Annotated in this window: 20 protein-coding genes and 1 pseudogene; 16 read left to right on the plus strand and 5 right to left on the minus strand. The window is 70.9% G+C overall.

Features of this window, described 5'->3' with window-relative positions:
- Positions 1-24 precede the first annotated feature (24 nt).
- From uvrA to whiA, 8 genes are all read left to right on the plus strand, one after another.
- On the plus strand, positions 25-2,865 hold the full coding sequence (gene uvrA, locus AC5L3X_RS16685) for an excinuclease ABC subunit UvrA (RefSeq protein WP_494857836.1): 2,841 nt from the start codon (positions 25-27) through the stop codon (positions 2,863-2,865).
- Positions 2,866-3,051: 186 nt separating this feature from the next.
- The gene (locus AC5L3X_RS16690; RefSeq protein ID WP_494857837.1) at positions 3,052-3,483 is read left to right on the plus strand and encodes a Rieske (2Fe-2S) protein; all 432 of its coding nucleotides are present in this window, start codon (positions 3,052-3,054) and stop codon (positions 3,481-3,483) included.
- A gap of 104 nt (positions 3,484-3,587) precedes the next feature.
- A complete protein-coding gene (locus tag AC5L3X_RS16695) occupies positions 3,588-4,037 on the plus strand; it encodes a Rieske (2Fe-2S) protein (protein WP_494857839.1) in 450 nt (149 codons plus the stop codon).
- A gap of 45 nt (positions 4,038-4,082) precedes the next feature.
- Positions 4,083-4,526: a Rieske (2Fe-2S) protein gene (locus tag AC5L3X_RS16700; protein ID WP_494857841.1), complete on the plus strand. Its 444-nt coding sequence runs from the start codon at positions 4,083-4,085 to the stop codon at positions 4,524-4,526.
- Between the two features lie 96 nt (positions 4,527-4,622).
- Positions 4,623-6,524, plus strand: a complete 1,902-nt coding sequence (uvrC, locus tag AC5L3X_RS16705) for an excinuclease ABC subunit UvrC (protein ID WP_494858199.1) — start codon at positions 4,623-4,625, stop codon at positions 6,522-6,524.
- 72 nt (positions 6,525-6,596) lie between these two features.
- Positions 6,597-7,463: an RNase adapter RapZ gene (gene rapZ, locus AC5L3X_RS16710; RefSeq protein ID WP_189126848.1), complete on the plus strand. Its 867-nt coding sequence runs from the start codon at positions 6,597-6,599 to the stop codon at positions 7,461-7,463.
- Positions 7,464-7,597: 134 nt separating this feature from the next.
- On the plus strand, positions 7,598-8,554 hold the full coding sequence (locus AC5L3X_RS16715) for a gluconeogenesis factor YvcK family protein (RefSeq protein WP_494857843.1): 957 nt from the start codon (positions 7,598-7,600) through the stop codon (positions 8,552-8,554).
- 69 nt (positions 8,555-8,623) lie between these two features.
- Entirely contained in the window at positions 8,624-9,604 is a 981-nt protein-coding gene (whiA, locus tag AC5L3X_RS16720) for a DNA-binding protein WhiA (protein WP_189126850.1), read from the plus strand.
- A gap of 143 nt (positions 9,605-9,747) precedes the next feature.
- Here the strand turns inward: whiA and AC5L3X_RS16725 are convergent, their stop codons facing one another.
- Positions 9,748-10,356, minus strand: coding sequence for a hypothetical protein (locus AC5L3X_RS16725; protein ID WP_494857845.1), 609 nt, complete (start codon positions 10,354-10,356; stop codon positions 9,748-9,750).
- A 224-nt stretch (positions 10,357-10,580) separates the two neighbouring features.
- Here AC5L3X_RS16725 and gap point away from each other — a divergent pair, with 224 nt between their 5' ends.
- From gap to AC5L3X_RS16750, 5 genes are all read left to right on the plus strand, one after another.
- The gene (gap, locus tag AC5L3X_RS16730; RefSeq protein WP_189126852.1) at positions 10,581-11,585 is read left to right on the plus strand and encodes a type I glyceraldehyde-3-phosphate dehydrogenase; all 1,005 of its coding nucleotides are present in this window, start codon (positions 10,581-10,583) and stop codon (positions 11,583-11,585) included.
- Positions 11,586-11,645: 60 nt separating this feature from the next.
- Positions 11,646-12,833 carry a phosphoglycerate kinase gene (locus tag AC5L3X_RS16735; RefSeq protein WP_494857847.1) on the plus strand — a complete coding sequence of 396 codons (1,188 nt, stop codon included), beginning with the start codon at positions 11,646-11,648 and terminating at the stop codon, positions 12,831-12,833.
- A gap of 1 nt (position 12,834) precedes the next feature.
- Positions 12,835-13,611 carry a triose-phosphate isomerase gene (gene tpiA / locus AC5L3X_RS16740; protein ID WP_494857849.1) on the plus strand — a complete coding sequence of 259 codons (777 nt, stop codon included), beginning with the start codon at positions 12,835-12,837 and terminating at the stop codon, positions 13,609-13,611.
- Positions 13,612-13,710: 99 nt separating this feature from the next.
- Positions 13,711-13,941, plus strand: a complete 231-nt coding sequence (gene secG / locus AC5L3X_RS16745) for a preprotein translocase subunit SecG (RefSeq protein ID WP_189126854.1) — start codon at positions 13,711-13,713, stop codon at positions 13,939-13,941.
- 67 nt (positions 13,942-14,008) lie between these two features.
- Positions 14,009-14,353, plus strand: coding sequence for an RNA polymerase-binding protein RbpA (locus tag AC5L3X_RS16750; protein WP_113703949.1), 345 nt, complete (start codon positions 14,009-14,011; stop codon positions 14,351-14,353).
- Between the two features lie 85 nt (positions 14,354-14,438).
- On the opposite strand, the gene AC5L3X_RS16755 is transcribed toward AC5L3X_RS16750, so the two are convergent.
- The gene (locus AC5L3X_RS16755; protein WP_494857850.1) at positions 14,439-16,052 is read right to left on the minus strand and encodes an amidohydrolase; all 1,614 of its coding nucleotides are present in this window, start codon (positions 16,050-16,052) and stop codon (positions 14,439-14,441) included.
- Positions 16,053-16,268: 216 nt separating this feature from the next.
- Here AC5L3X_RS16755 and AC5L3X_RS16760 point away from each other — a divergent pair, with 216 nt between their 5' ends.
- Positions 16,269-17,291 (plus strand): GNAT family N-acetyltransferase, encoded by a 1,023-nt coding sequence (locus AC5L3X_RS16760; protein WP_189126856.1) that lies wholly within the window; start codon positions 16,269-16,271, stop codon positions 17,289-17,291.
- 135 nt (positions 17,292-17,426) lie between these two features.
- On the opposite strand, the pseudogene AC5L3X_RS16765 reads toward AC5L3X_RS16760, so the two are convergent.
- Positions 17,427-17,870, minus strand: a pseudogene (locus AC5L3X_RS16765) (Clp protease N-terminal domain-containing protein); the annotation flags it as partial.
- A gap of 71 nt (positions 17,871-17,941) precedes the next feature.
- Here AC5L3X_RS16765 and AC5L3X_RS16770 point away from each other — a divergent pair.
- Both AC5L3X_RS16770 and add read left to right on the plus strand, forming a co-directional pair.
- Positions 17,942-18,703 carry a hypothetical protein gene (locus tag AC5L3X_RS16770; RefSeq protein WP_494857851.1) on the plus strand — a complete coding sequence of 254 codons (762 nt, stop codon included), beginning with the start codon at positions 17,942-17,944 and terminating at the stop codon, positions 18,701-18,703.
- A 90-nt stretch (positions 18,704-18,793) separates the two neighbouring features.
- A complete protein-coding gene (gene add / locus AC5L3X_RS16775) occupies positions 18,794-19,825 on the plus strand; it encodes an adenosine deaminase (RefSeq protein ID WP_494857852.1) in 1,032 nt (343 codons plus the stop codon).
- Positions 19,826-19,832: 7 nt separating this feature from the next.
- On the opposite strand, the gene pgl is transcribed toward add, so the two are convergent.
- Both pgl and AC5L3X_RS16785 read right to left on the minus strand, forming a co-directional pair.
- Positions 19,833-20,606, minus strand: coding sequence for a 6-phosphogluconolactonase (gene pgl / locus AC5L3X_RS16780; RefSeq protein ID WP_189126860.1), 774 nt, complete (start codon positions 20,604-20,606; stop codon positions 19,833-19,835).
- Between the two features lie 59 nt (positions 20,607-20,665).
- Entirely contained in the window at positions 20,666-21,610 is a 945-nt protein-coding gene (locus AC5L3X_RS16785; protein ID WP_494857853.1) for a glucose-6-phosphate dehydrogenase assembly protein OpcA, read from the minus strand.
- Positions 21,611-21,633 lie beyond the last annotated feature (23 nt).

The raw sequence follows: 21,633 nt of genomic DNA on the forward strand, positions 1-21,633 counted from the left end.
CGCCTCTTCGACATCGGGATCACCGTGGCAGACCGCCTGATCGTGCGTGGTGCACGAGAACACAATCTCAAGGACGTCTCACTCGACCTCCCGCGAGACGCTCTGATCGTTTTCACCGGCCTGTCCGGCTCGGGCAAGTCGAGCCTGGCCTTCGACACGATCTTCGCCGAGGGGCAGCGTCGTTATGTCGAGTCGCTCTCCGCCTACGCCCGTCAGTTCCTCGGCCAGATGGACAAGCCCGATGTCGACTTCATCGAGGGCCTGTCGCCCGCGGTCTCGATCGACCAGAAGGCCACCAGCAAGAACCCACGGTCGACGGTCGGCACGATCACCGAGGTCTACGACTACCTGCGGCTGCTCTGGGCGCGCATCGGCAAGCCGCACTGCCCGGTCTGCGCCCGCCCGATCGCCAGGCAGACGCCCGAGCAGATCGTCGACAGGGTGATGGACCTCGAGGAGGGCACGCGCTTCCAGGTGCTGGCCCCCGTCATCAGGGGCCGCAAGGGCGAGTACGGCGAGCTGTTCCGTGAGCTGCAGACCAAGGGCTTCGCCCGGGCCAGGGTCGACGGCACGGTCGTGCGGCTGGAGGAGCCGCCGGTCCTGAAAAAGTACGAGAAGCATGACATAGAGGTCATCGTCGACCGCCTGTCGGTCAAGGAGTCGGCCCGGCGCAGGCTCACCGACTCGGTCGAGACCGCCCTGCAGCTGTCCGGCGGCACGATCACGCTGGAGTTCGTCGACCTGCCCGAAGACGATCCTGGCCGGGAGCGCTTCTACTCCGAGCACCTCTACTGCCCCTACGACGACCTGTCGTTCGAAGAGCTCGAACCGCGCTCGTTCTCGTTCAACTCGCCGTTCGGCGCCTGTCCCGAGTGCACCGGCCTCGGCACCAAGATGGAGGTCGACCCCGACCTGGTCGTGCCCGACCCCGAGCGCGCGCTCGGCGAGGGCGCGCTCCATCCCTGGTCCGGCGGTCACACCAGCGAATACTTCGCCAGGCTGATCGAGGCGCTCGGCCACGCCATGGGCTTCACCCTCGACACGCCCTGGGAGAAACTGCCGAAGAAAGCGCAGAAGTCGCTGCTGTTCGGCCACGACGAGCAGGTCCACGTCCGCTACAGCAACCGCTACGGTCGTCAGCGTTCCTACTACACCACCTACGAGGGCGTCATCCCGTGGGTGCAGCGCAGGCACGCCGAGGCCGAGAGCGACTCCTCGCGCGACCGGTTCGAGGGCTACATGCGGGAGATCCCGTGCCCGGTCTGCCGGGGCGCCAGGCTCAAGCCGGTCTCGCTCTCGGTCACCGTCGCCGACCGGTCGATCGCCGAGGTGTCGGCCATGTCGATCGGCGAGTGCGCCGAGTTCCTGGCGGCGCTCAAGCTGTCCGACCGCGACATGCAGATCGCCGAGCGGGTGGTCAAGGAGATCAACGCCCGGATGGGCTTCCTGCTCGACGTCGGTCTCGACTACCTCACCATGGACCGGGCGGCCGCCACGCTGGCCGGCGGCGAGGCGCAGCGCATCCGGCTGGCCACGCAGATCGGCTCCGGTCTGGTCGGCGTCCTCTACGTGCTCGACGAGCCGTCGATCGGCCTGCACCAGCGCGACAACATGCGGCTGCTCGACACGCTGGTCAGGCTCCGCGACATGGGCAACACGCTGATCGTCGTCGAGCACGACGAGGACACCATCGCCGCCGCCGACTGGGTGGTGGACATCGGTCCCGGCGCGGGCGAGCACGGTGGTCAGGTCGTCGTCTCCGGCACGGTCCAGGACCTCCTGCGCAGTGAGGAGTCGATGACCGGCCAGTACCTGTCGGGCCGCCGGAGCATTCCGATCCCCGCCAAGCGCCGCAAGCGCGACAAGAAGCGGCAGATCACGGTCAAGGGGGCGCGCGAGCACAACCTCAAGGGCGTTGACATCGACTTCCCCCTCGGGGTCTTCACCGCGGTCACCGGTGTGTCCGGATCGGGCAAGTCGACACTGGTCAACGACATCCTCTACACCGCGCTGGCCAAGGAGCTCAACGGCGCCCGTGCGGTGCCCGGGCGCCACTCGCGGATCAACGGCATGGATCTGGTCGACAAGGTCGTCCACGTCGACCAGTCGCCGATCGGGCGCACCCCGCGCTCCAACCCGGCGACCTACACCGGCGTGTTCGACCACGTCCGCAAGCTGTTCGCGGCCACCGCCGAGGCCAAGGTCCGCGGTTACCAGCCCGGCCGGTTCAGCTTCAACGTCAAGGGCGGCCGCTGCGAGGCGTGCGCCGGCGACGGCACGATCAAGATCGAGATGAACTTCCTGCCCGACGTCTACGTCCCGTGCGAGGTCTGCCACGGCGCCCGCTACAACCGCGAGACGCTGGAAGTCCACTACAAGGGCAAGACGATCTCCGAGGTCCTCGACATGCCCATCGAGGAGGCGCTCGCGTTCTTCGAGGCGATCCCGGCGATCAAGCGGCACCTGCAGACCCTCAACGACGTCGGCCTCGGCTACGTCCGCCTCGGGCAGCCCGCCACGACGCTGTCCGGTGGCGAGGCGCAGCGCGTCAAGCTCGCCTCCGAGCTGCAGCGCCGCCAGACCGGGCGGACGATCTACGTGCTCGACGAGCCGACCACGGGGCTCCACTTCGAGGACATCCGCAGGCTGCTCGGCGTGCTCGGCCGGCTGGTCGAGGGCGGCAACACGGTGATCGTCATCGAGCACAACCTCGACGTCATCAAGACGGCCGACTGGGTCCTCGACATGGGCCCGGAGGGCGGTTCCAGGGGAGGCACGCTGGTCGCTGCCGGCACCCCCGAGGAGATCGCCCTGGTCGAGGAGAGCCACACCGGCCGCTTTCTGCGCAAGATCCTGGAGATCTAGCGGCCCCCGTACGAGATCGTGACGCCGCCCGAGCCGGCCGACGAGGCGGGCGGCGTCCCGGCTCCTCGGGCACCACTCGGCCGTGCGCCACCCGATTCCGGGACCGAGGGGTGCCGCCCATAAAGTGAGGCGTGAAACTCCCTGACCTGCAGGGGATCAGGGCTGATGGGGGAGGGCCGGCATCACATGAGGAGTTCGGAGCGGGGCTTCGCCATGCCCGAGATCGGGCGGCGTCAGGCACTGGGAGTGGCCGGAGTGGCGGCGTGTGGCCTGGCGCTGGCCGGCTGTGGCGCGGACGCCGCCGAGCCGGAGCGAGCCCAGGGCATCAAGGGCCAGGTCATCGCCAAGACGGCCGACGTGCCCGTCGGCGGCGGCACGGTCGTCGATCGGTGGAGGATCGTGGTCACCCAGCCCACCGAGGGGGTCTACAAGGCGTTCAGCGCGGTGTGCCCGCACCGCGGCTGCGCGGTCGGCCTGCCCAAGGACAACGTCATGACCTGCCCGTGCCACGGCAGTGAGTTCGCGGCCGACACCGGCAAGGCCCTCACGGGCCCGGCGACCGGCCAGTTGACGGCCTACCAGGTCAAGGTCGAGGGCGACGGCATCGTGGTGGTGTGAACCGGTAATTGTGCGTGGTTCCCGGGATCGGCTCACGGCAGGCTGAACCAGCCTGAGGGCGCTGGCCGTACCTGTAGTGAGACCCGAACCTGGGAGGACCGACCATGACCGAAACGACGCGCCGGACAGTGGTGCTCGGAGCCGGAAGCGCGGGGCTCGCCGCGGTGCTGACCGCGTGTGCGAGCTACGGCGATCCCGCGACACAGGCGAGTGCTGAGCCTCTGCCCGAGGAGCCGTCGTCCGCGGCGCCGAAGAAGAAGGCGAGGGCGAAGCCGCTGGCCGCCACCTCCGACATTCCCTCGGGTGGCGGGAAGATCTTCGAGAGCCAGAAGGTGGTCGTCACCCAGCCACAGGAGGGTGAGTTCAGGGCGTTCAGCGCGGTGTGCACCCACCAGGGCTGCACGGTGGCCAGTGTCTCCAACGGGACGATCAACTGCCCGTGCCACGGCAGCAAGTTCGACATCGCCGACGGATCGGTGGCCGGTGGACCCGCCGGCGATCCGCTGCCCGAAAAGAAAATCAAGGTGGACGGCGACACGATCATGCTCGCTTGAGGCGTCTTTCATGAATTTCTCACCTGCGTGCGGTTTCGTGGTCGCATGGCAGATGACCTTCAGAGCCGCCGGGCGGTGATCGCGGGTGTGGGCGCCGGTGGCCTGGCGCTCGCGCTCACCGCCTGCGGGGCGGACACCGACACTCCGGACGACGCGGTTGCGGCCGGTCCGGCGAAGTCCGGCGCGCCGGACGGTGCGCCGGGTGGTGCGCTGGGCAGGACCGCCGACATCCCGGTGGGCGGGGGAACGGTCTTCAAGGAGCAGAAGATCGTAGTGACGCAGCCCACCGCTGGTGACTTCAAGGCGTTCACCGCCGTCTGCACCCACCAGGGCTGCACGGTCGCGAGCGTCGCCAACGGCCTGATCCAGTGCCCGTGCCACGGCGGCAAGTACAAGATCGAGGACGGATCGGTGGCGGGCGGGCCGCCCAAGGGGCCGCTCGCCGAGACGGCGATCAAAGTGGAGGGCGACCAGATCACCCTGGCCTGACCTCGGGCCCGCCGTACCAAGCCGGAGCGTACGGCGGGCCTTCCTGTCGGTGCGGCCCGTTAGGCTTTGGTCGTGGTGAGATCAGCGGGCAGCTCCCTGAGTTTCCGGCCCAGGCCAGGATCGATCCCCGATTCGCCGGGGGTCTACCGGTTCCGGGACGGGCACGGCCGCGTGATCTACGTCGGCAAGGCCAAGAGCCTCCGGCAGCGGCTCAACTCCTACTTCGCCGACATCAGCGCGCTCCACCCGCGCACCCAGTCGATGCTCAACACCGCGACCGGGGTCGACTGGACCGTCGTGGGCACCGAGGTCGAGGCGCTGCAGCTCGAATACTCCTGGATCAAGGAGTTCGACCCCCGCTTCAACGTCAAATACCGCGACGACAAGTCCTACCCCTACCTCGCGGTCACGATGGGCGAGGACTTCCCGCGCGTGCAGGTGATGCGCGGCGCCAAGCGCAAGGGCACCCGCTACTTCGGCCCCTACTCCCACGCCTGGGCCATCCGCGAGACCGTCGACCTGCTGCTGCGTGTCTTCCCGGTCCGCACGTGCAGCGCCGGGGTGTTCAAGCGGGCGGGCCAGATCGGCCGGCCGTGCCTGCTGGGCTACATCGACAAGTGCTCCGCGCCCTGCGTCGGCAGGGTCACCCCCGAGGAGCACCGCGCTCTCGCCGAGGACTTCTGCGACTTCATGGCCGGCAACACGAGCCGCTTCATCCGGCGGCTCGAGAAGGAGATGCGCGAGGCCGCGAGCGAGCAGGAGTACGAACGGGCCGCCCGGCTGCGCGACGACATCCAGGCGCTGCAGCGGGCCCTTGAGAAGCAGGCCGTCGTGCTGGGCGAGGCCACCGACGCCGACGTGATCGCGCTCGCCGAGGATCCTCTGGAAGCCGCGGTCCAGGTCTTCTACGTGCGCGGCGGCCGCATCCGCGGCCAGCGCGGCTGGGTCGTCGACAAGGTCGAGGAGACGTCGCCCGGCGAGCTGGTCGAGCAGTTCCTGCTGCAGATGTACGCCGAGGCCAGCCCCGAGTCGATGCCCCGCGAGGTGCTCGTGGCCGCGCTGCCGCCCGACGCCGAGGCGGTCACCGAGCTGCTGTCCGAGCAGCGCCGGGCCCGGGTCGAGGTGCGGGTGCCGCAGCGCGGCGACAAGAAGGCGCTGATGGAGACCGTCGAGCGCAACGCCAAGGAGTCGCTCGCCCAGCACAAGATCCGCCGGGCCGGCGACCTGACGACGCGCAGCAAGGCGTTGCAGGAGATCGCCGACGCGCTCGACCTCGACCAGGCGCCGCTGCGCGTCGAGTGCTACGACGTCTCCCATCTCCAGGGCGAGAACGTCGTGGCGTCGATGGTGGTCTTCGAGGACGGCCTGGCCCGCAAGAGCGAATACCGGCGCTTCGCCGTCAAGACCAAGGAAGGCGACGTCGCCTCGATCCACGAGGTGATCATGCGGCGGTTCCGGCGTTACCTGGAGGAGCGCTCCGCCACGGGAGAGCTGGCCCCCGACGACGACGCCCACAGCCCCATCGACCCCGAGACGGGCAAGCCTCGCAAGTTCGCCTACCCGCCCAACCTCGTCGTGGTCGACGGCGCGGGCCCGCAGGCGGCCGCCGCCCAGCGCGCGCTCGACGAGCTGGGCATCGACGACGTCGCGGTCTGCGGCCTGGCCAAACGGCTGGAGGAGGTGTGGCTGCCCGGCGACGACCAGCCGGTCATCATGCCCCGGTCAAGCGAGGGCCTCTACCTGTTGCAGCGGGTCAGGGACGAGGCGCACCGGTTCGCCATCACCTACCATCGTTCCAAGAGGTCAAAGACCGTCAAGGAGAGCGCGCTCGACAGCGTGCCGGGTCTCGGCCCGGCGCGGCGACAGGCGCTGCTCAGGCACTTCGGCTCTGTGAAGAAGCTGCGCGAGGCCACCGTCGCCGAGATCTGCCAGGTCCCCGGCATCGGCCCGTCGACCGCCGAGGTGATCGCGTCAACGCTGAAGGGGGAGTCACCGTGAGCACCCCGCCACCGCGACGGAGCGCTGCCACCGAGCGGCCGCGCGGAGTTCGGCAATGAGCAGGAGTGAGCAATGAGCATGGAGCCGGCGTTCGTCATCGTCACCGGCATGTCGGGTGCGGGCCGCAGCACCGCGGCCAAGGCCCTGGAGGACCTCGGCTGGTTCGTCATCGACAACCTGCCGCCGGGGCTGCTGTTCGCCATGGCCGAGGAGGCGGGCAGGGTCAAGCTGGCCGCCGACAAGGTGGCCGCGGTGGTCGACGTGCGCAGCCTGGCCTTCACCACCGACCTCAACGCCGCCATCGAAGAGCTCGAGGCCCGGGGCGTGCGGGTGCGCGTGGTGTTCCTCGAGGCCAGCGACGAGGAGCTGGTGCGCCGCTTCGAGAACGTCCGCCGCCCCCACCCGCTGCAGGGCGAGGGCAGGCTGGTCGACGGCATCACCCGCGAGCGCGGCATCCTGCGCGAGGTGCGCGCCAACGCCGACCTGGTCATCGACACCTCCTCGCACAACGTGCACGAGCTGCGCAACAAGATCGTCAACTTCTTCGGCGGTGACGACCGGCCGGGACTGCGGGTCAACGTGGTCTCGTTCGGGTTCAAGTACGGCCTGCCGGTCGACGCCGACCTCGTCGTCGACTGCCGCTTCCTGCCCAACCCGCACTGGGTGCCGGAGCTGCGGCCGATGAGCGGTCTCGACGCGCCCGTCCGCGACTACGTGCTCGGCCAGCCCGGGGCCAAGGAGTTCCTCGACGCCTACGAGGAGGTCCTGCGGGTGGTCGCGACGGGCTACGCCCGCGAGGGCAAGAGCTACGCGACGCTGGCCGTGGGATGCACGGGCGGCAAGCACCGCAGCGTGGCCATGGCCGAGCAGGTCGCCGGCCGGCTGCGTGACCGCGGCATGGAGGTCCAGGTGAGTCACCGGGATGTGGGCCGGGAGTGACCGATGACAGCGAAGACTCAGGCGCCGCGAGTGCCTCCGAGGCGTCCGAGGGCCCGGTCCCGGCTTATCCCCTCCGGCCCTCCACGGCGCACGTCCCCGTAAGCGGCGCGCAGGCGGGCGGCGGCACCGGGAGCGTGGCAGGGGCACCGCGCTCCGCAGATCGGGCGCCGCGGGTCGTGGCGCTCGGCGGCGGGCACGGGCTACACGCCTCGCTGTCCGCGCTCCGGTCGGTGACCGACGCGCTCACCGCTGTGGTGACCGTGGCCGACGACGGAGGGTCCAGCGGCAGGCTCAGGCGGGAGCTCGGCGTGCTGCCGCCCGGCGACCTGAGAATGGCCCTGGCCGCGCTCTGTGGCGACGACGAGTGGGGCGTCACCTGGAGCGAGGTGGTCCAGCACCGTTTCCGCAGCGAGGGCGACCTGCACGGGCACGCCGTCGGCAATTTGCTGATCGTGGCGCTGTGGGAGCTGCTCGGCGACCCCGTGCAGGGGCTCGACTGGGTGGGGCGGCTGCTCGGCGCGCGGGGCCGGGTGCTGCCGATGGCCTCGGTGCCGCTCGACATCGTGGCCGAGGTGGAGCTCGACGGCGTCATCTCCACCGTGTGCGGGCAGGTGGCCTGCGCGCTCACCCCTGGCCGGGTGCAGGCGATCTCGCTGGTCCCGGAGGACCCGCCCGCCCGTCCCGAGGCCGTGGAGGCGATCCTGCGGGCCGACTGGGTGGTGTTCGGCCCCGGATCGTGGTTCACCAGCGTGCTGCCGCACCTCAAGGTGCCCGAGCTGGCCAGGGCGCTGCACGAGACCCGGGCCAGGCGGCTCGTCACGCTCAACCTCGCTCCGCAGGCCGGCGAGACCGACGATTTCTCGCCCCAGCAGCATCTGGAGGTGCTCAGACAGCACGCTCCCGACCTCGCGGTGGACATCGTGCTCGCCGACACCGGCGTGGTCGACGACCCCGGCGCGCTGGACAAAGCAGCCGCCGCGCTCGGCGGGCGGCTCGTCATGGCCGACGTGGCCGCCTCCGATGGTTCGCCCCGGCACGACCCACGACGTCTTGCCTCCGTCCTTGACGAGATTTTCCTCCAGAAGCGTTGATCCTGGTCGGCGGGGCTTGAAGGTACGAGAGACTGGGAGCCGGTCTGAATGGGGGAGGACTAAACGCTTATGGCGATGACGGGTGTGGTCAAGGACGAGCTGAGCCGACTGCCGGTGCTGAAGCCCTGCTGCCGAAAGGCCGAGGTCTCCACGCTGCTGCGGTTCGCCAGCGGCCTGCACCTGGTGGGCGGGCGCATCGTGATCGAGGCGGAGCTCGACACCAATGCCACCGCGCGGCGGCTGATCAAGGACATCAGCGAGGTGTTCGGTCACAAGGCGGAGGTGCTGGTGCTGGCGCCCGCCGGGTTGCGCAAGGGCTCTCGCTACGTCGTACGCGTCTACCGCGACGGTGAGGCGCTGGCCCGGCAGACGGGCCTGATCGACAACCACGGGCGGCCCGTGCGCGGGCTGCCCCGCCAGGTCGTGGCGGGCGCCTCCTGCGACGCCGAGGCCGCCTGGCGGGGGGCGTTCCTGGCGCACGGGTCGCTCACCGAGCCGGGCCGCTCGATGTCGCTCGAGGTCACCTGCCCAGGGCCGGAGGCGGCGCTGGCGCTCGTGGGGTCGGCGCGGCGGCTGAAGATCCATGCCAAGGCCCGTGAGGTGCGCGGTGTCGACCGGGTCGTGGTGCGCGACGGCGACGCGATCAGCGCGCTGCTGACCAGGCTGGGGGCGCACGACAGCGTGCTCGCCTGGGAGGAGCGCCGGATGCGCCGGGAGGTCCGGGCGACGGCCAACCGGCTGGCCAACTTCGACGACGCCAACCTGCGGCGCTCGGCGCGGGCCGCGGTGGCGGCGGGCGCCCGGGTGCAGCGGGCGCTGGAGATCCTCGGCAACGAGGCGCCGGAGCACCTGGTGGTGGCCGGGCGGCTGCGGGTCGAGCACAAGCAGGCGTCCCTGGAGGAGCTGGGGCAGATCGCCGATCCGCCGCTGACCAAGGACGCCATCGCGGGCCGCATCCGCAGGTTGCTGGCCATGGCCGACAAGCGCGCCTCCGACCTGGGCGTCCCCAACACCGAGGCCAACCTCACCGTGGACATGCTGGCCCCCTGACGGCCTCCGCCGTGAGGCACGCCGCGGCTCCGCCGCCGGGTGTGGCCGAGGGGCCGTCTCCGGGGGCGGCGGTCGCGTGACCTGGGACGGAGGTGGCGCTCCTGTGATCCCGGGACCGGCGGGCCGTGGCGCTGAGCGGCAGATCAGTCGTGGGACGGCTTCCTGGGAGTGAACAGGTCACCCGCCGGCGGCGCGGGCGTGCCGGTGGACTGGGCCGGCTCGAAGGGAGCCCGATACTCCGGCTCGGGCTGAGCCTCCGTGGGCTCGTCCTTGGTGGTGTGGCCGGCCGCTGCCTGGGTGCCGCGGCGCATGTGCAGCGCGCGGGCGAGCACGAGGGCGAACGCGGGGATCGCCGCGACCGGCAGGGGCGCCCATGGCTCCCACGAGGTCGCGAACGCCCTCCAGATGGTCTGCGCCGCGTAGGGCAGGCCGTTCAGGAAGTCGTCGACGGTCAGCGTGAGCGGATCGGCCCGGCCCCCACCGAGCGTCAGGTGGCCGTACGGCGCGGATCCGCCGATCCAGCCCAGCGGCACGGCCGCCGTCGCGTACAGCGCCGCGGCCCAGGGCAGCGCCAGGCTGCGCGCCCTGACCAGGCGGATCGCCCAGCCGACCAGCAGGCCGGCGACGAGCGCGAGCGCGGATATCAGCGGGACGCCGCTGCCGTAGGTGCGCGCGAACACCGGCAGGTAGTCCCAGAACACGAGGACCGCCCCGAGCCCGACCGCGCAGACGAGCATCGCGATAAAACCCATGACCAGGCCAGACAGCAGGCCGGACCGGCGTTGTGACATCTCAGCCCCCCAGAGAATGCCGGAATTTACTCTGATGAGTCGGGCACTTTACTCGAAGCTCACAAACTGCGCTTGCGGAACCGCCGTTCACACACCGGGGGTGCACGTGGTCTAAACCAATTACGGTCCGATAGGGTTCATGGTTGAGGATTAGCCCGCCATCATGCACGAGGAGATCGGTTTCCGTGAGCATCCGCGTAGGCGTCAACGGCTTCGGCCGTATCGGTCGCAACTTCTGGCGTGCTGTCGCAGCCAGCGGTAAGGACATCGAGATCGTCGCGGTCAACGACCTGACCGACAACGCGACGCTCGCCCACCTGCTGAAGTACGACAGCATCCTCGGCCGCCTCCCTTACGAGGTGAAGGCGTCCAGTGACGAGATCACCGTCGACGGCAAGGCGATCAAGGTCTTCGCGGAGCGTGACCCGGCCAAGCTGCCCTGGGGCGACCTGGGCGTGGACGTGGTGGTCGAGTCGACCGGCCTGTTCACCGACGCCAACAAGGCCAGGGTGCACGCCGACAACGGCGCCAAGAAGGTCATCATCTCGGCTCCGGCCAAGAACGAGGACATCACGATCGTGATGGGCGTCAACCAGGGTCTCTACAACCCGGCCACCGACACGATCATCTCCAACGCCTCCTGCACCACCAACTGCCTGGCCCCGATGGCGAAGGTGCTCCACGACACCTTCACCATCGAGAAGGGCCTGATGACCACGATCCACGCCTACACGCAGGACCAGAACCTCCAGGACGGCCCGCACAAGGACCTGCGCCGCGCCCGCGCCGCCGCGCTCAACGTGGTGCCCACCTCCACCGGCGCCGCCAAGGCCATCGGCCTGGTGCTGCCCGAGCTCAAGGGCAAGCTCGACGGCTTCGCGATGCGCGTGCCGATCCCCACCGGCTCGGCCACCGACCTCACCGTCGACCTCGCCCGCGAGGTCACGGCCGAGGAGGTCAACGCCGCGGTCAAGGCCGCCGCCGAGGGCCCGCTCAAGGGCATCCTGTCCTACACCGAGGACGACATCGTCTCCTCCGACATCGTCACCGACCCGGCCTCCTGCATCTTCGACGCCGGCCTCACCAAGGCGCTCGGCAACCAGGTCAAGGTCGTCGGCTGGTACGACAACGAGTGGGGCTACTCCAACCGCCTCGTCGACCTCATCGAGCTGGTGGGCACCGACCTGTGACACGGCAGCCGCAGCCGCGGGCAGCGGCGCACCACGACGAGGACGCACGAAGGAGCACAGTTGCGCACGCTTGACGATCTCGACGTGAAAGGGCGGCGCGTGCTCGTGCGCGCCGACCTCAACGTCCCCCTCGACGGTGAGACGATCACCGACGACGGGCGCATCCGCGCGTCGGTGCCGACGATCCGGACCCTGGTGGACCGGGGCGCGAAGGTCATCGTCTGCGCTCATCTGGGCCGTCCCAAGGGCCAGGTGAAGCCCGAGTTCTCGCTGCGGCCGGTGGCCGGGCGCCTGAGCGAGCTGCTCGGCCAGGAGGTGGCCTTCGCCACTGACGTGGTCGGCCCGAGCGCCCAGGGCGTCGCGGAGGAGCTCCAGGAGGGCCAGGTCGCCCTGCTGGAGAACCTCAGGTACGAGCCCGGCGAGGAGTCCAAGGACGACGCGACGCGCCAGGCCTTCGCCGAGCGGCTGGCGGGCCTGGCCGAGCTCTACGTCGGCGACGGGTTCGGGGCGGTACACCGCAAGCACGCCAGCGTCTACGACGTGCCCCGGCTGCTGCCGCACGCGGCGGGCGGGCTGGTCGTGGCCGAGGTCGAGGTGCTGCGCAGGCTCACCGAGGCCACCGAGCGGCCCTACGTGGTCGTGCTCGGCGGCGCGAAGGTGTCCGACAAGCTCGGCGTCATCGCCAACCTGCTGACCAAGGTCGACCGGCTGCTCGTCGGCGGTGGCATGGCCTACACCTTCCTCAAGGCCCAGGGCCACGAGGTCGGCGGCTCGCTGCTCCAGGAGGACCAGCTCGACCAGGTGCGCGGCTTCCTCAACGAGGCGGCCAAGCGGGGCGTCGACCTGGTGCTGCCGGTCGACGTGCTGGCCGCCACGCACTTCGACCCGAGCGCGCCCTACGACGTGGTGGAGGCGACCGCGATCCCGGCCGACCGGCAGGGGCTCGACATCGGGCCGAGGACACGCGAGCTGTTCGCGGGCAAGCTGGCCGACGCCCGCACCGTCTTCTGGAACGGCCCGATGGGCGTGTTCGAGTTCGACGAGTTCGCCGGCGGCACCCAGGCGGTGGCCGAGGCGCTGATCGGCTCGGAGGCGTTCACCGTCGTCGGCGGCGGCGACTCCGCGGCTGCCGTACGCAGGCTGGGCCTGCCCGAAGACGGTTTCTCCCACATCTCCACCGGTGGCGGGGCGAGCCTCGAATACCTTGAGGGCAAGACCCTCCCCGGACTCGCCGCCCTGGAGGACTGACGTGCGAAAGCCGCTCATCGCCGGTAACTGGAAGATGAACCTCAACCACCTTGAGGCGATCGCGCTGGTCCAGAAGCTGGCCTTCGCGTTCTCCGACAAGGACTTCGACAAGGTGGAGGTCGCGGTCCTGCCGCCCTACACCGACCTGCGCAGCGTGCAGACGCTCGTCGACGGCGACAAGCTGCGCGTCGTCTACGGCGCGCAGGACCTGTCCCAGCACGACGCGGGGGCCTACACGGGCGAGATCTCCGGCGCCATGCTGGCCAAGCTCGGCTGCACGTTCGTCGTGGTCGGCCACTCGGAGCGGCGGCAGTACCACCGCGAGGACGACGACATCGTCAACCTCAAGGTGCAGGCCGCCTACCGGCACTCGCTCACCCCCATCCTGTGCGTCGGCGAGGGGCTGGCGGTGCGCCAGGCGGGCGAGCAGGTGGCGCACACCCTCGCCCAGCTTGAGGGCGCGCTGCGCAAGGTCCCGGCCAAGCAGGCACAATCGATAGTGGTGGCCTACGAGCCCGTGTGGGCGATCGGCACCGGCGAGGTGGCCACCCCCGAGGACGCCCAGGAGGTCTGCGCGGCTCTGCGCGTGCGACTCGCTGAGCTGTACGACTCCGAAGTGGCCTCGGCGGTACGTATCCTTTACGGAGGATCGGTCAAGTCAGGCAACATCGCCGGCATCATGGCTCAGCCCGATGTCGACGGCGCGCTCGTGGGCGGTGCCAGCATCGATGCCGGTGAGTTCGTGAAGATCTGCCGGTTTTCCGAAATGCCCGGCTAACTGAGCCGTTCGGAGGGTGCGACTTGACAGCAGGCCGTACCCTCTAGAAGCAAGTTTGAATCGTCGCGCGTAACAGAGCATTGAAGGAACAGGCATACCGTGGAACTCGGAATCTCCATCGCCCTCATCCTGGCGAGCCTTCTCATGATCCTGCTCGTCCTGCTCCACAAGGGCAAGGGTGGCGGCCTGTCTGACATGTTCGGCGGTGGCTTCTCGTCGAACTTCGGAGGTTCCTCCGTGGTGGAGCGCAACCTCGACCGGCTGACGGTCATCACGGGCGTGATCTGGTTCATCTGCATCGTGGCTCTCGGTCTGCTCGTGAGGCCCTGAGCCGTCTGACGCGTGACAGTGATTCTCTCCCCGCCCCATGCGGGGCGATCAAGCGAGGAGTTCATCCGTGGGTAGTGGCAACGCGATCCGTGGCAGCCGTGTCGGCGCTGGCCCGATGGGGGAGGCCGAGCGCGGCGAGGCAGCTCCGAGAGTGCGGGTCTCGTTCTGGTGCGCCAACATGCATGAGACGCGCCCCAGTTTCGCGAGTGACGCGGCGGTTCCCGAGATGTGGGACTGCCCGCGTTGCGGCCTCCCGGCCGGACAGGACGAGCAGGCCCCGCCTGCCCCGCCCAAGAACGAGCCGTACAAGACGCACCTGGCGTATGTGAAGGAGCGCAGGAGCGACAAGGACGGCAAGGCGATCCTCGAGGAGGCCCTCGAGCGCCTGCGCAACACCAAGTCCCCCTGGTAGGCGAGTCCTCCCGGCAGGACGGTCGAAAGGCCCCGGCAGTTGCCGGGGCCTTTCGCGTGGAGCGGTCCGGCCGCGGGCGGGTACGTTACAAGCCGGGCCGCCGGTGGACGATCTCGCCGTCCACGAACGTCATGGCCACCCCGGTGGTCCAGATGTCCGCCGCGGGCAGCGCGAACGGGTCGCGGTCGAGCACGACCAGGTCGGCCGGGCGGCCCGGCTCGATGGCCCCGGCCGGCGAGCGGTTGATCCACGCCGAGCCCGTCGTGTAGGCGCTCAGCGCGGTCGCGAGGCCGATGCGCTGGCCGGGCAGGAACGGCTTGCCCGCGGTGGGGTAGCCGGCGTGCACCGAACCACCCGGCTCGGTCCGGTTCACCGCCACGTGCAGGCCCTGCAGCGGGTCGGCGCTCGACACCGGCCAGTCGCTGCCCGCGCAGAGCCTGGTGCCGTGGGCCAGCAGACCGGCGAACGGATACTGCCAGGACGATCGCGGCTCGCCGAGGAACGGCAGCGTCAGCTCGTCCATCTGGGCGTGGTGCGTGGCCCACAGCGGTTGCAGGTTGGCCGTGACGCCGAGGGCGGCGAAGCGCGGCACGTCGGACGGCTCGATGATCTGCAGGTGCGCGATGTGGTGCCGGTTGGCCGGGTCGGTGCCCTCGAAGCTGTCGAGCGCCTCGCGCACCGCCCGCTCGCCGATCGCGTGGAAGTGCACCTGGAAGCCGAGCCGGTCGAGTTCGGCGACGTACTCCCTGAGCTTGGCCGGATCCACGTAGGACAGGCCGGTGCCGCCGCACCGGCAGTAGGGCTCCAGTGTGGCGGCCGTGAAGTTCTCGGTGATGCCGTCCTGCATGATCTTCACCGAGGTGGCCGCGAACCGGTCGAGCCCCTCGGCCGAGGCGCGCCGGGCGACCAGCTCCTCGATCTGGTCGAGGCCGCGGGTCCTGTCCCACCACAGCGCCCCCACCACGCGCGCCCTGAGCCTGCCGGAGCCGGCCGCGGACAGGTAGGTGGGCAACTGGTCGTCGGAGCCCGCGTAGGAGCCCACGATGGCGTCCTGCCACCCTGTGACACCCAGTGAGAACAGGTGGCGCTCGGCCTCCGTCAGCGCCGTGTCCAGGTCGGCGGTCGTGGGGCGGGGGGTGAGTAGGCCGACCAGGTCCATCGCGCCCTCGTGCAGCACGCCGCTGGGGCTGCCGTCGGGGTCGCGCTCGATGCGGCCGTCGGCGGGGTCTGGGGTGTCGCGGGTGATCCCGGCCCGTTCGAGCGCGCGGGTGCTGACCCAGGCGGCGTGGTGGTCGCGCTGGATCAGGTAGACGGGACGGTCGGCGAAGTCGAGCAGGCTCCGGTGGGGCAGCCCGCCCGGGAAGGCCGACATGTCCCACCCGCCGCCATCGATCCACTCCTTTTCAGGATTTTTCGTCGCATAGTCTGCGATCTTCTCGATGTACGCGTCCAGTCCGTAGACTTCCGACAGGTCGCACTTGGCGCGTTCCAGGCCCGCCTGTACCGGATGCACGTGCGCGTCGGTGAACCCCGGCACCAGCAGCCCGCCCGCCAGGTCGACGGTGTCGTGCGCCGGCGCCAGCCGCGCCAGCTCCCGCTCGCCGCCCACGGCGGCGATCACGCCGTGGCGGACCAGTACGGCCTCCGCGAAGCCGCCCGTCGGGGTGAAGGCGCGCCCGCCCCGGAAGAGGATGTCCATCGATCTCCTGTCTGGCTGCGCCGGCCGGGACACGACCGGGGTGTTCGGCCCAGGGCCGGGGGAGCGGGGCGTCCGGCGGACCGTGTGGCCGGGATGAAGCCCCTCACCGCCGGTCAGTCCGGGCGAAGAGACATTTACACATATATGGCCACATATCTTGCTACATGAAACGCGGTGGTAGCGGTCGCGTAACAGCCCTCCGGCATGCTCATGGCCATGGGATTCTTGCGCATCCGCACCACGGTTGACGAGCGGCCCGGACGGCTCGCCTCCCTTGCCGCCGCCCTGGCCGCACGGGGCGGCAACATTCTCGGCCTGAGCGTCCAGTCCAACGCCGACGGCACCGTCGACGAGTTCGTCGCCGACATCCCCGCGACCCCTGAGACCGTCCGTGAGGCGCTGGAGGCGGCCGGGGGGCGCAGAGTGCAGGTCGTCCCCGCGACCGCCCACGAGCTGACCGACGAGCCGACCCGAGCCCTGCTGCTGGCCTCCAGGCTGAGGTCCACGCCGTGGCGGCTGCCCGAGCTGCTGGCCGAGCTGCTGCGCGCGGACGACGCCCGGTGGATCTATGGTGAAGCGGTGAGTGACCTGCCCGATCCGACCCAGCTCATCGTGCCCGTGGCCGCCAGGCGAGCGGTGCGCCTGCGCCGGGGTGAGCTGCCCTTCACACTGACCGAGGCCGCCAGGGCGGCCTCCTTCGCCCGGCTCGCCCAGCCGCCCGCGGAACGGGCGGGCGCCGAGCGCGCGGCCAAGCTGGCCGACGGCGCGGAGGTCACCGTCCGCCCGCTCACCACGATCTACCGTGAGGCCGTGCGAGACCTGCACGACCGCTGCTCGCCGGAGGCGCGCCGGTTCCGCTACTTCACCTCGATGCCGACGCTGCCCCCGCGCATGTTCGACCGGCTCTGCGACCGCAACCGTGGCCAGTCCCTGGTCGCCGGGCACGACGGGCAGGTGGTCGCGATGGCCAACCTGATGTTCACCCCCGATCCGGGCATCGCCGAGATGGCCTTCCTGGTCGAGGACCGCTGGCAGGGGCGCGGTCTGGGCCGGGCACTGGCCACGATGCTGGTGCGGGACGCGCGCGACCTCGGATACGCCGAGGTCAGGGCCTCGATGCTGTCCGACAACGTACGCATGCGCAGGCTGCTGCTGTCGCTGGGCGCCACGATCGGCTACACCGAGGACCCCGGCGTGGTGGAGGCCAGGCTGCCGGTCGGCGCGCTGGTGTCAGCCTGACTCCTCCCGTGCCGCGTCGTCCGGCCCGGGCGGCCGCCGGATTCCGAGGTGGCGCTCGATGCGATCGAGGCTCTCCTGGATCCGGTTGAGCCGCTCGCCCAGCATCGAGACGCCGGCGAAGGGGAGGTCGCCCGGCTTGTCCCTGTGGCGGCCCACGCGGTGGATCAGCCGCTGGCGGGCCTCGGTCAGGTCGACTCCCAGGTCGGTGAGCGCCCGGGCGCCCAGGCCCTCGCCCTCGCGCAGGAGGCCGAGCAGGATGTGCTCGGTGCCGATGTAGGTGTGCCGCAGCTGCAGGGCCTCGCGCAGCGAGAGCTCCAGCACCTTCTTGGCGCGCGGAGTGAACGGGATGTGGCCGTCCGGCTCCCGGTCGCCCGGCGCCACTTCTCGCACGATGTACGCGCGGACGCCCTCCAGATCCACGCCGAAGCTCTCCAGGATCGTCCTGGCCGCCCCTTCGTCCTGGTGGAGGAGACCGAGCAGGATGTGCTCGGTGCCGATGTAGGCGTGGCGCATCGTCCGGGCCTCCTGCTGGGCGAGGACGACGACCTTGCGGGCACGGTCGGTGAAGCGCTCGAACACGTGCGGCCTCCGTTCGAATGCCTGCCTCCACTATGCGCTACGAAAGGGCGGATGTGGGGTATCTCACCATTGTGGATCTTGACGAGGTGGCCGACCGGCTCTACGCGCTCGTGCCGTCCGAGTTCACCGCCGCGCGCGCGGCCGAGGCGGGCGCGGCCAAGGCCGCGGGCGAGGCCGGGCTGGCCCGTGAGATAACCGGGCTGCGCAAGCCCACGGTCTCGGCCTGGGCGCTGAACCGGGCCGCCCGCCTGCACCCCGGCGAGCTCCAGGAACTGTTCGACCTGGGGGAGCGGTTGAGGAGCGCGTGGGAGGAGCACGACGCCGACGCGCTGGCCGAGCTCACCCGGCGGCGCGGCGACCTCACCGGCAGGGTGGGCCGCCTGGTGAAGGAGGGCGCCCGGCTGTCGGCCGCGGCGGCGGCCGAGGTCGACCAGACGCTCGACGCGGCCGTGGTGGACGCCGACGCGGCCGCCCAGGTACGGCGAGGCCGCCTGGTCAGACCGCTCAGCTACAGCGGCTTCGCCCCCGCTCCCGCGCCCCGTCGCGGGCCCGCCGGCCGGAAGAAGACTCCGGACGCCGAGGACGAGGTGGCCAGGGCCAGGCAGGAGACCGAGGAACGGCGGGCGCGGGAGCGACAGGAGGCCGAGGCCGCCTACGAGGAGTGGCGGGACGCGGTGGCCGCCGCCGCCGAAGAGCATCGCGCCCGCGCCGCGAAGGTCGCCACGATCGAGAAGAAGCTGGCGAAGGCGCGCAGGAAGCTCGCCGAGACCGAGCAGCGGCTGGAGGTGGCCCGGCGCGAGGAGCGCCTCGCCCGCCGGCGACTCGAACGCTGAACGCCCTCAGAATCGAAATCTGACGTTTTCATGTGAGATTCGGCCGGGAAATCTGTCCGGATGGCGAAACGCAGGCTTATGGTCGTGGCCATGATCCTCGACGCGTCACTCGACGCCTTCATCGTCGCGCTGCCCAAGGTCGAGCTGCACGTCCACCTGATCGGCTCCGCCTCCGTCGCCACGGTCCTGGAGCTCGCCCGTCGCCACCCGGACGGCGGCGTGCCCACCAACGAGGAGGAGCTGCGCGCGTTCTACGCCTTCACCGACTTCCGGCACTTCGCCCGGGTGTACGCGGCGGTCAACGCCCTGGTCAGGGAGCCGGAGGACGTGGCCGCCTTGGTGCTCGGCCTGGCTCGCGACCTGTCGGAGCAGGGGGCCCGCTACGCCGAGCTCCAGGTCACCCCGTACGCGCACCACCAGGTCGGCATGCCGATGCGCGAGGTGACGGAGGCGCTGGACGGCGCGGCCCGCCGCGCGCCGGTCGAGTACGGCGTCGAGATGGCCTACATCTTCGACATCCCCGGCGAGTACGGCGTCGAGGCCGCCGAGGTGACCCTGGCCCACGCGCTGGAGGAACCTCCCGCCGCGCTGGTAGGTTTCGGCCTCGGCGGGATCGAGCAGGAGCGCCCGCCCTACCGTGACGCGTTCCGCGACGCGTTCGCCGCCGCCCGAGCCGCCGGGCTGCACAGCGTCCCGCACGGCGGCGAGATGACCGGTCCCGAGACGATCTGGGAGGTCGTCGACGGCCTCGGCGCCGAGCGTGTCGGACACGGCATCTCCTGCCTCCAGGACGACCGCCTGGTGGCCCGCCTGCGCGAGCGGCAGCTCCCGCTCGACGTCTGCCCGACCTCCAACGTCCGCACCGGCCAGGTGGCCCGCATCGAGGACCACCCGCTGCCGCGGCTGCTGGAGGAGGGCCTGTTCGTGACGCTGGGCAGCGACGACCCGCCCATGTTCGCCACCACGCTGGCCGACGAGTATCGGACCGTGGCCCGCGCCTTCGGCTTCGGCAGGGAGGAGCTGGCCTCGTTCGCCCGCAACGGCGTGACCGCGTCCTACCTGGCCGCGGACCGCAAGCGGGCGCTGCTGGCCGAGATCGACGCGCTCGCCGCGACAGGCTAGGGACCGGTCAGGGAGAGGCGATGCGGCCCATGCCCGGCGGGATCTTGCCGGCGGCCGCACGGTCCAGCAGGAACAACGTCCGGCTCCGGCCGTGGGCGCCGGCCGCCGGCACCTGGACCGGGCCGGATTCGGACAGGGCGAGCCGTACGGCGCCCGACTTCTCCTCGCCCGCCGCGATCACCCACACCTCGCGCGAGCCCTGGATGACCGGGAGCGTCAGCGAGATGCGCGTGGGCGGTGGCTTGGGGGAGCCGTGCACCGCCACCACCGGGCGTGTGTCGTAGAGCGCGGGCATGCCCGGGAACAACGAGGCGACGTGCGCGTCGGGGCCCATGCCGAGCAGCATCACGTCGAACGACGGCGCCGGGCCGTGGTCCTCCGGCCTGGCCGCCTTGCGCAGCTCGGTGGCGTAGGCGTCGGCCGCCTCCTCCGCCGTCAGGCCGGAGTCGGGGCCCAGCATCACGTGCACCCGCTCCGGATCGACGTCGACCTGGTCGAGCAGCGCCCGGCGGGCGCCGGTCTCGTTGCGCTCGGGATCGCCCGAGGGCAGAAAGCGCTCGTCGCCCCACCAGATGTCGAGCCGCGACCAGTCGACCGCGTCACGGGCGGGCGTGGCGGCGATCGCGGCCAGGGTCGCCGTGCCGACCGTGCCCCCGGTCAGCACCAGCGACGCCGAGCCCGTCGCGGACTGCGCGTCGACCAGCCGGGTGATGATCCGCGCGGCCACGGCCTTGGCCAGGACGTCGGCGTCACGGTGGACGACAATGGTGGGGACGCTCACGCAACCACTCTTTCACAGGTGAAAAGATCAGGGCTTGACCAGGACAGGGCCCGATCGGGTCAGGGCTTACTCGGGTCGGACTTACTCGAATCGGGCTTGTACGAGCGGGCCAGCCGCTTGACCGCCGCCGCGTAGGTCTCGTCGGAGTCGAGCCGCCGCAGCTCCTCGGCCAGGAGCTCCGAGGTGTGCCGCCGGGCCAGCGCGACGTTGCGATCGGGCTGCCCCGGCCGCGACAGTGTGGCCAGCCTGGCGTCGCTCCTGGCCACCGAGAGATCGCCGTCGGCCACGGTCAGCCGCACGCAGGTGAGCCCTGGCCCGGCGGAGTCGGCGACCTTGACCGGCGCGCCGAGGCGCTCCGACAGCCAGGCCGCCATGAGCGGGGCGCTCGGATTGCCGGGCGACGCCTCGACCAGACCCTTGCGCACCTTGCCCACGGGCTGGTCGAACGCGGCCGCCAGCAGGCTGCGCCACTGCGTCAGCCGGGCCCAGGCCAGGTCGGTGTCGCCGGGGGCGTACCCCTTGGCCCTGGTGGCCAGCGCCTTGGTGCCGTCGCCGGCCGCGCGCCGCGCGTCGGTGATGCGCCGCTGGCCCAGCATCCCGACCGGGTCCTTGGACGGCACCGTGGGCGCCTCACCCGGCCACCACACCACGACCGGCGTGTCGGGCAGCAGCAGCGGGCTGACCACCGAGTCGGCGTGCCGGGTCAGCTCGCCGTACAGGCGCAGCACCACGACCTCGCCCGGCGTGGACTCGCCGATGCGCAGCTCCGCGTCGAGACGGGTCTGTTCGTCGGTCTCGCGGCTGATCACCACGAGGATGCGCGACGGGTGCTCGCGCGCCGCCTCGGTGGCCGCGCGCAGCGAGTCGTACTGGTCGCGCTCCTCGCAGACCACGACCAGCGTCAGCACCATGCCGACGGCGGGCGCGCCCATCTGGTGCCGCAGCATCATGAGCTGGGACGAGATCTTCCCGGCCGTCGTGTCGGCCAGCATGAAGGTCGTCATGCGCGCTCCTTCGCCGGTGTCGT

Source organism: Nonomuraea sp. CX421 (genome assembly GCF_059358955.1).